At 38.0% G+C, this 13,933-nt stretch carries 13 protein-coding genes and 1 rRNA gene; 4 read left to right on the top strand and 10 right to left on the bottom strand.

Features of this window, described 5'->3' with window-relative positions; genetic code table 11:
- Nucleotides 1-214: 214 nt before the first annotated feature.
- Nucleotides 215-1,762, bottom strand: a 16S ribosomal RNA gene (locus AB3U99_RS00990).
- Nucleotides 1,763-2,038: 276 nt separating this feature from the next.
- The gene (locus tag AB3U99_RS00985; protein WP_400244912.1) at nt 2,039-2,272 is read right to left on the bottom strand and encodes a hypothetical protein; all 234 of its coding nucleotides are present in this window, start codon (nt 2,270-2,272) and stop codon (nt 2,039-2,041) included.
- 143 nt (nt 2,273-2,415) lie between these two features.
- Here AB3U99_RS00985 and pdaB point away from each other — a divergent pair, with 143 nt between their 5' ends.
- Entirely contained in the window at nt 2,416-3,165 is a 750-nt protein-coding gene (pdaB, locus tag AB3U99_RS00980) for a polysaccharide deacetylase family sporulation protein PdaB (protein WP_400244910.1), read from the top strand.
- Nucleotides 3,166-3,370: 205 nt separating this feature from the next.
- Entirely contained in the window at nt 3,371-3,940 is a 570-nt protein-coding gene (gene gerD / locus AB3U99_RS00975; protein ID WP_400244908.1) for a spore germination lipoprotein GerD, read from the top strand.
- 65 nt (nt 3,941-4,005) lie between these two features.
- On the opposite strand, the gene AB3U99_RS00970 is transcribed toward gerD, so the two are convergent.
- Both AB3U99_RS00970 and cwlD read right to left on the bottom strand, forming a co-directional pair.
- A complete protein-coding gene (locus AB3U99_RS00970; protein WP_400244907.1) occupies nt 4,006-5,061 on the bottom strand; it encodes an Mrp/NBP35 family ATP-binding protein in 1,056 nt (351 codons plus the stop codon).
- A gap of 145 nt (nt 5,062-5,206) precedes the next feature.
- Nucleotides 5,207-5,926, bottom strand: a complete 720-nt coding sequence (gene cwlD / locus AB3U99_RS00965) for an N-acetylmuramoyl-L-alanine amidase CwlD (protein WP_400244906.1) — start codon at nt 5,924-5,926, stop codon at nt 5,207-5,209.
- 217 nt (nt 5,927-6,143) lie between these two features.
- Between cwlD and AB3U99_RS00960 the strand changes: the two genes are divergently transcribed.
- Nucleotides 6,144-7,421, top strand: a complete 1,278-nt coding sequence (locus AB3U99_RS00960) for an MFS transporter (protein WP_400244904.1) — start codon at nt 6,144-6,146, stop codon at nt 7,419-7,421.
- Nucleotides 7,375-7,986 (top strand): TetR/AcrR family transcriptional regulator, encoded by a 612-nt coding sequence (locus AB3U99_RS00955; protein ID WP_400244902.1) that lies wholly within the window; start codon nt 7,375-7,377, stop codon nt 7,984-7,986. Before AB3U99_RS00960 ends, AB3U99_RS00955 begins: the two co-directional genes overlap by 47 nt.
- 38 nt (nt 7,987-8,024) lie before the next feature.
- Here the strand turns inward: AB3U99_RS00955 and AB3U99_RS00950 are convergent, their stop codons facing one another.
- The 6 genes from AB3U99_RS00950 to AB3U99_RS00925 form a co-directional block, all read right to left on the bottom strand.
- The gene (locus AB3U99_RS00950) at nt 8,025-8,465 is read right to left on the bottom strand and encodes a DUF2521 family protein (RefSeq protein WP_400244901.1); all 441 of its coding nucleotides are present in this window, start codon (nt 8,463-8,465) and stop codon (nt 8,025-8,027) included.
- Nucleotides 8,466-8,672: 207 nt separating this feature from the next.
- Nucleotides 8,673-9,938 carry a glutamate-5-semialdehyde dehydrogenase gene (locus tag AB3U99_RS00945; RefSeq protein WP_400244899.1) on the bottom strand — a complete coding sequence of 422 codons (1,266 nt, stop codon included), beginning with the start codon at nt 9,936-9,938 and terminating at the stop codon, nt 8,673-8,675.
- Nucleotides 9,939-9,955: 17 nt separating this feature from the next.
- A complete protein-coding gene (gene proB, locus AB3U99_RS00940; protein WP_400244897.1) occupies nt 9,956-11,083 on the bottom strand; it encodes a glutamate 5-kinase in 1,128 nt (375 codons plus the stop codon).
- Nucleotides 11,084-11,104: 21 nt separating this feature from the next.
- Complete coding sequence (gene proC, locus AB3U99_RS00935; RefSeq protein ID WP_400244895.1) at nt 11,105-11,947, bottom strand: pyrroline-5-carboxylate reductase; 843 nt, start codon at nt 11,945-11,947, stop codon at nt 11,105-11,107.
- 384 nt (nt 11,948-12,331) lie between these two features.
- Nucleotides 12,332-13,240: a sensor histidine kinase gene (locus tag AB3U99_RS00930; RefSeq protein WP_400247921.1), complete on the bottom strand. Its 909-nt coding sequence runs from the start codon at nt 13,238-13,240 to the stop codon at nt 12,332-12,334.
- Nucleotides 13,241-13,261: 21 nt separating this feature from the next.
- Nucleotides 13,262-13,933 (bottom strand): response regulator transcription factor, encoded by a 672-nt coding sequence (locus AB3U99_RS00925; RefSeq protein ID WP_400244893.1) that lies wholly within the window; start codon nt 13,931-13,933, stop codon nt 13,262-13,264.

Below are 13,933 nucleotides of genomic sequence, written 5' to 3'. Positions count from 1 at the left end.
CGATTGATACGATTACTTTCCAAAGAAGTAATTCTCTAAAATAGAGAATCTAAGATGGCGATTACTCGGTTTCTTTCTTGTTTTTACTATTCATAATCTAGTTTTCAAGGAACAATTGGCTTATTATAAGCCTGTTTTTGAGGAATTGCTCCCTCAAAACTGAACAACAAATCGTCAACAATCTTTGATGGAATGTAAATTCCATTTTCCTTAGAAAGGAGGTGATCCAGCCGCACCTTCCGATACGGCTACCTTGTTACGACTTCACCCCAATCATCTATCCCACCTTAGGCGGCTGGCTCCTTACGGTTACCCCACCGACTTCGGGTGTTACAAACTCTCGTGGTGTGACGGGCGGTGTGTACAAGGCCCGGGAACGTATTCACCGCGGCATGCTGATCCGCGATTACTAGCGATTCCAGCTTCATGTAGGCGAGTTGCAGCCTACAATCCGAACTGAGAATGGTTTTATGGGATTTGCTAGGCGTCACCGCTTTGCTGCCCTTTGTACCATCCATTGTAGCACGTGTGTAGCCCAGGTCATAAGGGGCATGATGATTTGACGTCATCCCCACCTTCCTCCGGTTTGTCACCGGCAGTCACCTTAGAGTGCCCAACTGAATGCTGGCAACTAAGATCAAGGGTTGCGCTCGTTGCGGGACTTAACCCAACATCTCACGACACGAGCTGACGACAACCATGCACCACCTGTCACTCTGTCCCCCGAAGGGGAACGTCCTATCTCTAGGAGTGTCAGAGGATGTCAAGACCTGGTAAGGTTCTTCGCGTTGCTTCGAATTAAACCACATGCTCCACCGCTTGTGCGGGCCCCCGTCAATTCCTTTGAGTTTCAGCCTTGCGGCCGTACTCCCCAGGCGGAGTGCTTAATGCGTTTGCTGCAGCACTAAAGGGCGGAAACCCTCTAACACTTAGCACTCATCGTTTACGGCGTGGACTACCAGGGTATCTAATCCTGTTTGCTCCCCACGCTTTCGCGCCTCAGCGTCAGTTACAGACCAAAGAGTCGCCTTCGCCACTGGTGTTCCTCCACATCTCTACGCATTTCACCGCTACACGTGGAATTCCACTCTTCTCTTCTGCACTCAAGTCCCCCAGTTTCCAATGACCCTCCACGGTTGAGCCGTGGGCTTTCACATCAGACTTAAAGGACCGCCTGCGCGCGCTTTACGCCCAATAATTCCGGACAACGCTTGCCACCTACGTATTACCGCGGCTGCTGGCACGTAGTTAGCCGTGGCTTTCTGGTTAGGTACCGTCAAGGTACAAGCAGTTACTCTTGTACTTGTTCTTCCCTAACAACAGAGTTTTACGATCCGAAAACCTTCATCACTCACGCGGCGTTGCTCCGTCAGACTTTCGTCCATTGCGGAAGATTCCCTACTGCTGCCTCCCGTAGGAGTCTGGGCCGTGTCTCAGTCCCAGTGTGGCCGATCACCCTCTCAGGTCGGCTACGCATCGTTGCCTTGGTGAGCCGTTACCTCACCAACTAGCTAATGCGCCGCGGGCCCATCTGTAAGTGACAGCGTAAACCGTCTTTCAGCTTTTCTACATGAGTAGAAAAGGATTATCCGGTATTAGCTCCGGTTTCCCGAAGTTATCCCAGTCTTACAGGCAGGTTGCCCACGTGTTACTCACCCGTCCGCCGCTAACTTTAAAAGCAAGCTTTTAAAGTCCGCTCGACTTGCATGTATTAGGCACGCCGCCAGCGTTCGTCCTGAGCCAGGATCAAACTCTCCAATAAAGAGTTGATTAGCTCATTGCTAAACTCTAGCTTTTTATTACTTGTTGTTTCATTCTATAATGTTAGTTATAAAACGATTATTGTTGACGTTTGTTTGTTCAGTTTTCAAAGAGCAATTTAGTTAGTCACTCAAGAAGCGACTTTACTAATTTAACATATTCTCTTTTAAGAGTCAACAACTTTTTAAAATTTCTTTTTCGTTGTTTTCTCTCCTGTCGAAGTGACGTTTACTAATATACCAAGATAAATAAAATTCGTCAACCGTTTTTTACAATTTTATATTTTTTCATCTAACATCTTATTTTCCGGCAGGATATAAGCTAAACAATCCTTTGGAGCCGCAACTCTTTTTAACAAAGAAAACAAATCCTTATATCTTTCTATCATTGCTTTTTTTACAGAGAAATCGATTCTTTTATCTCCCAGATCCAGTAATATTTCATCTAATTCCCTTTTAATTAGATATTCAATCTCTTTTACTTCTTTTTTATTTACTAATAAACCAATCATTACTGTCCCTCCTGATGCATAACCTTATTTTAGTCTCTGTATTATGTACTAGTTTTCCTTTTTTTATAAAAGTTTTTGTAATTATTTTTCCTTTTCCTACATAATAATGAGACGAGCAGTAAAGTGGACGAGGTGACAAACAGATGAATTTCTTTTATGTTCTTAACAGTAAATCCGTAAAGCAATTTGCATTAATTCTTGTAGTATCCATCTTTACAGCATGGTTTTTATATGTTGAAAACATTGTCCAAATTCCAGTGTTTTCTTCCAAGGACGGACCTAAGGCTGTATATAAAGGAGAAAAGGGAGTCGCCCTCACCTTTAACATTGGATGGGGTGACAAAAAAGCAGAACCTATTCTTGATATTTTGAAAGAAGAGAAAGTTAACGCAACGTTTTTCCTTGCTGGTTCATGGGCAGAAAGACATCCTGAGTTAGTAAACAGAATGGTAAAAGAAGGTCATGAGATTGGGGTTTTAGGCTATGACTATGTAGATTATTCAGAGGTAAAAGAAGAAAAAATACGGCAAGATTTATCCAAGGCTAAAACTGCATTTGAAAAATTAAAGATCGAAAATATCGTTCTCTCCCGTGCCCCAACTGGTCATTTTAATCAATCTGCTTTAAGCATAGCAGATCAATACGGTTACACATTAGTTCACTGGAGCATCGACTCAAAGGATTGGACAAATCCTGGATCAGAACAAATTATTAAGAAAGCAGCATCTGCTAAAAAAGGAGATATCGTATTATTACACGCTTCTGATTCAGCCAAACAAACTGCAAATGCCCTTCCAGAGATCATAAAGAAATTACAGAAAAAGAATTTAGAATTTGTTACTGTTTCAGAGATGATCTCTAATGCTGAATCCAAGTCAAAAGAGGTACATTAAAGTATAAAGCTGTTTCTATAAGTGTTAAACGATTGATAGTAACTAACTTATTTTAGAACGTTACTCAAAAAAGTCGGATAACTCTTTCATAGGAACAGTTTTTTCTTTTTCCATATACCAACATCTTTTCATTTACATTAGGAATAAAAAATCAAAAAGAATCCATTCTACTTAATAGATATCTTTAACGAAAGAGGTAATTATCATGCTAAAAAAAGGGATTACCCTCCTATTAGTCATTTCTTTATTAAGTGGATGTTCAGATAGCGAAAGTTCTCAACAAATGGACTATGACCAAACAAAGAAAATGGTTGTAGATATATTGAAAACCGACGATGGAAAAAAAGCGATACGGGAAGTAATGGATGACGAAGAAATAAAGCAAAATTTAGTGATGAACGAAAAAGCAGTAACAAGCACGATAGAAAAAACACTAGTTTCCGAAAAAGCGGCTGACTTCTGGCAGAAAAAATTCAAAGACCCTGAGTTTGCTGAAACTATGGCAAAAAGCATGAAGACGGAAAACGAAAAATTGATAAAAGATCTAATGAAAGATCCTGGATACCGGAAGATGATGGTCGAGTTATTACAAGACCCTTCCTTAGAAACGGAAATGAAAAACATTTTGAAAAGCACAGAATACAGAGAGCATATTAAACAAATACTCCAAGAAACAATGGAAACACCTGAATTTAAGTCTAAGTTTAAAGAAATGCTCGATAAAGCTGCCAAAGAAGCCTCTCTCTCTTTCATTTCTGAAAAACAAAAAATTTAAAATAAGGTACCTTCATAAAGGAATGTGTTTTCCTTTAGAAGGTACCTTATTTTATCGGCCAGGAATCAGCTTTCTACTTTATCCCCTGTCTTCTCTAGCACTCCTATTATTTGTTCGGCGATTTCTTTATATTTTCCGCCAATAAGATGTGTTTCTTGATATACAGATGGAGCAAAATCCTCTTCATTCCAATCAGGCTGTCCTAATGGTAGCTCTCCTAGAATCGGGACTTCCAAATCATCAGCTAATTTCTTGCCTCCACCTTTGCCAAATACAAACTCTTTTTCCCCTGTTAAGGTACTTTCAAAATAAGACATATTTTCAATAACTCCTAGGATCTCATGCTCTGTTTTCAAGGCCATTGCACCAGCACGAGCTGCTACAAAGGCTGCAGTTGGATGTGGAGTGGTGACGATTATTTCCTTACTTGTAGGAAGCATGGTATGAACATCTAGTGCAACATCTCCTGTGCCAGGTGGTAAATCTAATAGTAGATAATCAAGCTCTCCCCACTCTACTTCTTCTATAAAGCTTGTCAGCATTTTGCCAAGCATAGGACCTCTCCATATAATTGGTGTATTATCCTCTACAAAGAATCCCATTGATATAACTTTTACTCCAAATCTCTCGACTGGAATTATTCGTTCATTTATTACTTCTGGTCTTTTAGTTATGCCCATCATATCTGGAACACTGAAGCCATATATATCCGCATCCAATAATCCAACTTTTTTCCCTAATCTAGCTAATGAAACAGCCAAATTGACAGAAACAGTAGATTTCCCTACTCCACCTTTACCACTAGCAACAGCAATATAAGTTGGCTTTTTCTCTGTAGATTCTGTTTCGTTTAGCATTTCCGCAACGAGCGCGCTTGATAGTTCGGTAAATCGTAATCCTACACTTTTTACCCCCTTTTCCTTAAGCGCACTAACGATTTCTTTTTGCAACTCAATTTGATAAGCAGAACCAAGCTTTGCAACAGCAACCTTTAAACTCGCATGTTCTTTTTCTTCATTCCATTTAACATCTTTCACTGCGCCTAATTCTAGCAATGATTTATGTAAAAAAGGATCGATCATATTCTCCACTATCTTCTCGATTTCTTCTTTTGTTATCATGACACAATCCCCTTTCCTGTTTTACTAACAGTATAGCACAAAAACAGATATCGTTTACATTCTGAAAATTCGAACGTAAGATAAGAGATTTATTTCCCGGGAATATGATTAATATGCAAAATAAAAATAGAGACATAATTAGTCCCTATTCTTCTACTTCTAGTTCCTCTTCATTCGTAAAATAACGATTAACTCCTTTATAGATGGACGCTGCGATTTTTTCTTGATAATCTTCCTTCATAAGATTCGCTTTTTCTTGTGGATTTGATAGGAAACCTACCTCTACTAATACTCCCGGCTTCTCTGCATATTTAAGTATGTATACACTCTCTAGTGGTTTCGCCTTACGAGTAGTATTCTCTAAGTTATCAATTAACTCATCTTGAATAAATTTAGCCGCTCTAGCATTTCCTTCCATCTGAGATGAATAGAAGGTTTGTGCTCCGCTCCATTTCGATGAAGGGATCGCATTTAAATGAACACTCAAAAATAAATCTGCATCCGATTTATTAATGATATTGATTCTCTCTTTTAAGTCCTCCACTTTTCTATTGCGATATCCTTTCGTACTTTCACTCGCTAAATCCTTATCTACTTCTCTTGTCATAATGACTAAGGCGCCTTGCTCCTGTAAATAATCACGAATCTTCAAAGAGACCTTTAATGCAATATCCTTTTCCAATACTTCGTTATCTCCTGCACCACCATCTGGTCCTCCATGTCCCGGATCGATAATGATCACTTTTCCGGTCAACGGTAAATTCCAGGCATCCCATGAATCATCATTCGAGAAATCAAATTGCAAAATAAAGAAAAGGAGCGCTAACCCCATGATATATATGCTTATCTTCCACTTTTTACTCACAGTCTCCCTCATTCCCCCTATGCCCGTCCTTATTCTTACTATATGGGGGAACAAGAAATTTTAGAACAGCAAGTCCTTTTGCTTCCTAGATTACTTCGACCATATTATCTACAAAAAAATACCTGTTTTTCATTATAGGTATTGATTAAACGACATATATGTCGTTATAATACATATATAAATGACATCAGTGTCATTTTAAAAAGGAGGAATTTTTATGCTTTCTGGATTATTAAAAACGAATGGATTTAAAAGCCTTATAGCAGCTCAGATTATTTCAGGTTTAGGTGATTGGTTAAGTATTATAGCTATCATGACAATGGTTGGACTAAAATGGAATGCCACTCCAATCGAAGTATCTCTTATTATGTTATGTCTTGCCTTACCCATGGTCTTTCTTGGACCTATAGCTGGTACTTTTGCTGATCGTTTTAATCGCAAGCTATTAATGATTTTATCCGACCTTATTCGAGCAGGGCTGATTCTATTATTGGCTACCGCAGATAGTATCCTCACCGTCTATATCTGCTTATTGGCAATTGGAACCATATCCACTATCTTTATCCCTTCAAAAAATGGGAAACTAAAAGAATTAGTAGACAATCACCATATAAAAAGTGCTATTTCCATTACCACAATGATTGATTCTGGCACCAAAATATTAGGACCATTATTAAGTGGGATGTTAGTTTCATTCTTAGAGGTAAAAACCATTTTCTATCTCGATTCTTTCTCCTTTCTTTTCTCCGCATTGTTACTCCTATTCCTTCCAAAGGAAAAGTCTCGAGTAACTACTGTCTCTACTGAAATTAAAAAGGGGATTAAACCTTCTTTTAGGAAAGATTTAGCGATAGGGATAAAATTCATTACATCCAATCTTTTCATGTTAACAGGAATGATCTTTTTAGGTCTGAGCCTCCTTATCTTACAACTAGCAGATTCACAAATCATCATTCTAATAAGAGAGCTTGAACTAGCCTCCAGTAATTTATTTGGCTATATTGTAACAGCGTCTGGAACAGGGATGTTTTTATCTGGCTATATTCTTGCTAAAAAAACAGATTATCAACCTTTTATATCTATGCTTTTTGGTGTTTGTGGAATTGGGATTAGTTTTGGTATGATGTCTTTATTCACTTATTTCAACGTTAGTCATCCGAATCTATGGGGTTCAGCATTCGGATTTCTTGGTGGATTCACTGCGACGTATGTTTTAGTTCCCTACCAAGCATACATTCAAGCCATTACACCTGTGCAACTTACCGGAAGAGTCTTTGGTGTCATTAATAGCGTTACGACTACTGCCACTATTATCGGCCCACTGCTTGGAGGATGGCTATCCACTATTTTAGGAGTCTATATAACATTTCTGGTAAGTGCATGCTTGTTAATTTTGGCAGCTATTATTGGATGGGTAACTAGAAATAGATTAGATCGGGGGGAGAAAATTGACTCCAAAAGTCAGTCAAAAGCATCTGGAACAGCGACGAGCTAATATCCTTAAAGCAGCTAAGAATGTCTTTATTGAACATGGATATGAAAAAACGACAATGAGACACGTAATGGAGGAAGCCGGTGTTAGCAGAGGTGGTTTATACCAATATTTCTCCAATAAAGAAGACTTATTCGAAGCCATTTTAGCAGAAAACCTATCTTCCGAAGTAATAAATTTGGAAGAACTACTACACAAAGAAATAGAATCTTATTGGCAGTTACTTTTATCCTATATTATCGATGAAAGTCCTGCATCGGAAAATGAAATCAATCCTTTAGCACCGAGTATATTAGAGTTTTTTGTTACAGGAAGGAATGATATTAGGAGAAGAGAATACGCAAAAAAAAGATATGAGCTTGCCTTGAAGCTCTATGAAGAAATTATTAAAGCAGGACAGAATAAGGGAGAATTTAATCAAAACTTTAATAGTAAAACTATCGCACAATCCATTATTACGTTTACTGATGGGCTTGCACTTGATTATGCTATACTCCCACCTAAAGAAGTAAATCTAAAAGAACAATCCACGCTTTTTGTAGAATATCTGAAAATGATTTTAAAATAATAACTACCATAAGATAAAAGGTGGCAGTACTGCCACCTTTAATGAAGCCTAAGCTTTCTTCTTTTATTTGCTTTCTGAACGCCTTCTAACCACCATTCATCCACGAACTGTTCACATAGGTAGTAAAGCGATTCATTTTTATTGCTTTCCTCACTTCCCCAATAAAGTAGAAAGTGGTAAAGTGTTTCCTTTAAATGATTATCCTCTTCCTTACATCTATTTTTTATAGCTTGAATATCTTCACCATATTCACTAAATTTACTGTAATTTGCTCCTAGCAGAAAGGCTTCTATCGCAACATCATAACAAGCCTCTTCTATTCCCTCATTCATTAAAACACTTGAAGTCAAGTTTGAGGAACCAAAATAGCGAGCTACCTTTTCTTTTAACTCTTTAATAGATATTTCCTTAAGAACGGCTCTTTCGTATTTTATTTGTTTTTCTCGTTTTTTTATATCAAAGCTTGTAATGACTGCCAATTGATTTCACCTCTTGTTGTTATTTTTCATCCAACAGGAAGGGACCATACTAGCCCAACAAGCCTTTTGCTATCCAATTGAAAGAATAGTTGCTATTTGAGTGTTTTCTTACCATTTTTCATCCAGTATATAAACCACCCAAATAATAATAAAATCTGAATATTATAGACGAAAAACTCTCCATTTGCTCATGGAGAGTTTTTGTACCTATCTTATTTGCCCATTCCCACGCATCATATATTTTACCGTCGTTAGTGCAGGAAGACCCATTGGTCCACGCGCATGAAGTTTCTGTGTAGAAATTCCAATCTCTGCACCAAATCCTAACGCTCCTCCATCGGTAAATCTTGTTGATGCATTATGGTAAAGAGCCGCCGCATCTGTTAACTGCATAAATTTCCTTGCTGTTTTTTGATTCTCCGTAATAATTGCCTCAGAATGTTTCGTTCCATACCGGTCAATATGTTCTATTGCAGCTTCTAAACTATTCACCGTTTTTACGGCAATTTCTAAGCTTAAATACTCCTCAGCCCAATCCTTTTCAGTAGCTGGAATAACGTCAGGCATTTCCTTACAAGCCATTTCATCCCCATGAACGAGAATACCATTCGCTGATAGCGTTTGAGCTAGCTCCAATTTATATTTAGCTAGAAATTCTTGATGAATGATTAATGTTTCAGCAGCATTACATACAGCAGGTCGGTCCGTTTTCGCATTAACGATAATATCGAGTGCTTTTTTCAAATCGGCTTCTTTGTCTACATAAAGATGGCAATTTCCTACACCTGTTTCTAGTACAGGAACAGTTGCATTTTCCACTACGGTTTGAATAAGGGATCCGCCTCCCCTTGGAATAAGTACATCTATATGCTCTTTCATCGTAAATAATTGTTTTGTAGCATTTCGATCTGTTGAAGAAATAAATTGCACTGCTTCTTTTGGAATAGCCGTTTTCTCCAAGGCCTTATGCATAACCTCAACAATTGCCATATTAGAATGAATAGCGGAAGATCCTCCCTTTAAAATGATGGCATTTCCTGACTTAAGCGCTAATCCCGTCGCATCGACTGTAACATTGGGACGAGCTTCATAGATCATTCCTATAACCCCAAGAGGAACACGTATTGTCTCAACTCTTAGGCCATTTTCTAACGTCCAGTTTGATAAAACATCCCCTACCGGATCTGGTAATTCTGCCACTACACGAAGCCCTTCGGCAAAATCCTTAATTCTACTTTCATTCAGAGTCAAGCGATCCATAAAGGCCTTCTCAAAACCACTCGCTTTGCCATTTTGTAAATCTTTTTCATTGGCCTCTAAAATAAAGGCTAGCTGCTTTACTAATTCGTCAGCAACAACATTTAGTGCTTCATTTTTTTCAGTTGTATTTAGGACACTAAGTTTTTTTGCTGCCTTTTTCGCAGCGATTGCTTGCTTTTCAACTATCTGCTTATCTTCCACTATGGATGCCACTCATCCGCCTCCTCTTTTTATCCAACCTCTGATGATATATAATTACGAGAATAAACAAAGGTAGATTGCTCAACCGCAATATTTTCGTTTTCAGCCTTTTCTTTTAGCTCTAAGTGAGAAAAGTTCACTCTACCTAACCCAATTTCCTCTTGGTGTTCATCTACGATTCTTACAACCGCTCCCTGATCAAAGTGTCCATTCACCTGTACAATATTTTCTACCAGTAGATCTATATGGTTTTCAATCATATCTTCTTTTCCCGTAACACTAACAACAATTTTCCCTTCAGGTCCAGAATGAAAAGCAATCCACTGCTGCTCATCACATAAATTATAAGCATTTTGCTTTTGTCTAAAATAAGTTCCTTTTGCTGTACCATTCACTGCATCCATTAAAATATCAGGCTTTCCTGCTCTTCCTAAAAAAGCATCTATGCCAGAAGCTAATGCAATTTTCATTGCTGCAATTTTCGATTTCATTCCACCTGTTCCTACTTCACTATCTGCTCCGCCTGCTAAAGACTCAATTTCAGAAGTAATGGTTTGAACCTCTTCTAGCATCTTTGCTTGTGGGTTCCTATGCGGGTTATCCGTATACAATCCATCTACATCTGATAATATAATGAGCTGGTCCCCATGAATGAGAGCTGCTACTTTAGCCGAAAGTGTATCATTATCCCCAAATTTCAAGCGATCAATTGTAACCGTATCATTTTCATTAATGATTGGAATAATACCCCTATTCAATAATACATTTAATGTATTTTTCATATTGGTATATCGCTTTTCATCTGCAAAATCACCTCTTGTGATTAATATTTGGGAAGCAACGTATCCATGAGATAAAAAGAGTTCTGAGTAAGATTCCATTAATAGGCCTTGACCGATAGATGCCGCTGCCTGTTTTTCTGGAAGCGAGGTTGGACGCTTTATACACCCAAGCTTTCGATACCCAGCAGCTACCGCACCTGAGGAAACCACCGCCACTTCATAACCAGCATCCTTTAGCTCCACAAGTTGCTCTACTAATTTCTCGAGTTTTTTCCGGCTTATTTCTCCATGCATGCTGGTTAGGGAACTGCTTCCAATCTTAATTACAACTCTTTTTATCTGTTTATCTTTCTCTTGCAAATCCTCTGTTAACATTCTGTACCTCCTATTTTTCCATTAAGAATTTAATTTCGCACCACCAAGCTCCGCGCTTATCTGTTGGGATCGACTTGCTGCATGTTTGATTGCTTGGGATATGGCCTCTCCACCTTTATAATCTGCTAAAGCTTTCAAGCCAGAGGCGGTTGTTCCATTTGGCGAAGTTACATTTTCTCTTAGGATAGTAGGTGATGTTCCTTTTTCTATTACCATTTTCGCTGCTCCATAAACGGTTTGTGACACGATTTCCCTAATTTGTTCTTTGGGCATCCCATATTGCAAACCAACAGACTCCATGTGCTCCATTAAGTAATAAAAGTATGCCGGTCCGCTTCCTGCAATTCCAGTAAAGAGGTCCATCTGCTCTTCTTTTATCACAAAGACCTTTCCCATACATTGAAGTAATTCTTTTACCGCTTCGATGTTTTCTGCCTTTGTATGTTTCCCCCTTGTTAGCGCTGTTGCTGATTGCTGCACCATACTTGAAGTGTTTGGCATCACCCGTATAACTTGTTGTCCTCCTTGTAGATGGTCTTCCATGAAACTTGTTGTTATGCCAGCTAATACAGAAATTACTACTTGATTTGGGGTTAGCCTCTCCTTTAACGAACGTAGTGCCTCTCTCGCTCCTTTCGGCTTCATCGCCAATATAAACAAATCAATATCCTTATAGGGTAATTGTTCTTTTTGGATCGTTCTTACACCGTATTCATTGGCTAATTCTTGTAAACGAGCAGTATTGCTATTATTGGTTGCAATTATTTGGTTGGGGAGAAGTTTTTCCGCTTGAAGAGCACCTGCAATCATTGCCTCTGCCATCGAGCCTGCCCCTAAAAATGCTACTGTCTTGTCTTTTAACATTCACACCCTCCTAATTATTAACATTTCATTCCATATTCTTTTTCAACATTTCTAATCGTAACATGCTCAAATTTTGTTTCAAGGGGAAAGGCTCAATTGACGAGGATAGGGGCGAGATAGTGAAAATGGTGTAATATTGATTACCTAAGTTCATTTAAAACGGGATAATCCTGTTTCTCGGCTGGAGAAGAGGAATTACCGATACTGACTAAATCGTACTTAAAGAATAAGGGACACCATCTGACATATGCTAACAAATATCGATTTCTCCCCTCCATACTTGACGGGCTTTTTCTTTGTAAAAAAATAAAAAACTCCCAAAGATTTGAGAGTTACATATAAAAACTAATTGCAATGCAAGGATACAAATATTGATTGTAACATTTAAGGTTGAATCCCATTAATAGGAAAATACATTTTAAGAATAAACCAATTATCCTGTAGCTCCGCTTCCATTTTCCCATTCATCTTTTCAACTAATTTTTTTGATAAGTAAAGACCTAACCCACTTGCTTCCGTGTTAGTTCTACTGCTGACCTCCGTATAGAAACGCATAAAGACTTTTTCTATTGCCACTTTACTATCTCGTTTAATATCGTTTTTGATGCGTAAAACTAGGAAGTCTTTTTCCATATCATAGCTGATAATAACTGTATTTTTAGCATAACGAAGTATATTTTGAACGATATTATGAAGGACACGTGTCGTCATTAATTTGTCCGTAATAATTTTTCTATCCTTTATTTCTTCGGGAAATTGGAGTTCAATTTTCTTCTCTTCCAATTGTTCATAAAAGGATAAGAAGATTTCTTCCACTAAATTAGATAAAGAAATTGATGTCAGTACTATTTCTTTTTGGTTTGTTTCCATACGGGCTAAGTCATAAAAGTGTTCCGTCATTTCAATCAGTCGTTTTACAGACTGTTCAATAATCGCTACATAGTGTTTCCGCCGCGTCTCATCATTCGTCGCATGTAAAAGTTGCACATAGCCATTAATGGATGTGAGCGGTGTCCGCAAGTCGTGAGAGAGCCCTGCGATTGATAACTTCACATTTTCTTCCATCTGTTTCGCTTGACGATTCTTATCTTCAAACACATTAATCATCAGATTCAATTCATCTACTAACTCTAACAAAGTTTTCTCACGAAAATCTAGAGATAGTCTACTTCCAAAACTGGCACGAGTGGGAAGATTATGGACCTCCTCTTTCAACTTTCGCAGTTCTCTTTTTAAAAAGTAAAGATAAAAAAGAAGCGCAAATGTTAGTAAGAAAAATACCCACCCCCACATAACATTCACCAACCCCCTTCGTTAATCAAATTTGAAGCCTATGCCCCATATTGTTTTAATATAATTTGTATCTCTTAAGTTGAGCTTATTTCGTATATTACTGATATGCATATTAATCGTTTTATCACTATCAAAATATGGTTCGTCCCAAACACTTTCATAAATATTGGCACGGCTAAATACTTTTTGAGGATTTTCTAAAAAAAGTAGAAGTATTGCATATTCCCGTCCAGTAAGGTGAATAATTTCATCATTTAATTTTACTTCACGTGTGTCAATATCTATGCTGATGTTCTTGTATTGAATTTCTTTCTTATTATCCTCTGAAGTTTTGATAGCATGACGTAACTGAATGTGAATCCTTGCAAGTAGCTCCTTCACATCAAATGGTTTTGTCATATAATCATCCGCTCCACTTGTCAAAAGCTCTAACTTCGTATCTTGATCATTTTTAGCTGAAATCACTATTACAGGAATGTTTGTGTTATGCCGAATTTGTTGAAGAAATTCTTCTCCATTCATCCCGGGAAGCATTAAATCTAATAAGATTAAATCCATTTGTGCTTGTTCGAATAGTAATTTCCCTTCAGTCCCTGAATATGCACTAATTGTTTTAAAACCATTCAATTCCAACGCTTCGTTTATAAGTGAATGAATGGCCATATCGTCTTCCATGATTAATATCGTTGCCAT

Origin of the sequence: Niallia tiangongensis, from assembly GCF_044704065.1 — a bacterium.
In the GTDB taxonomy this organism is placed as follows: Bacteria; Bacillota; Bacilli; order Bacillales; family Cytobacillaceae; genus Niallia; species Niallia tiangongensis.
This window is presented reverse-complemented; position numbering and strand designations above follow the sequence as displayed.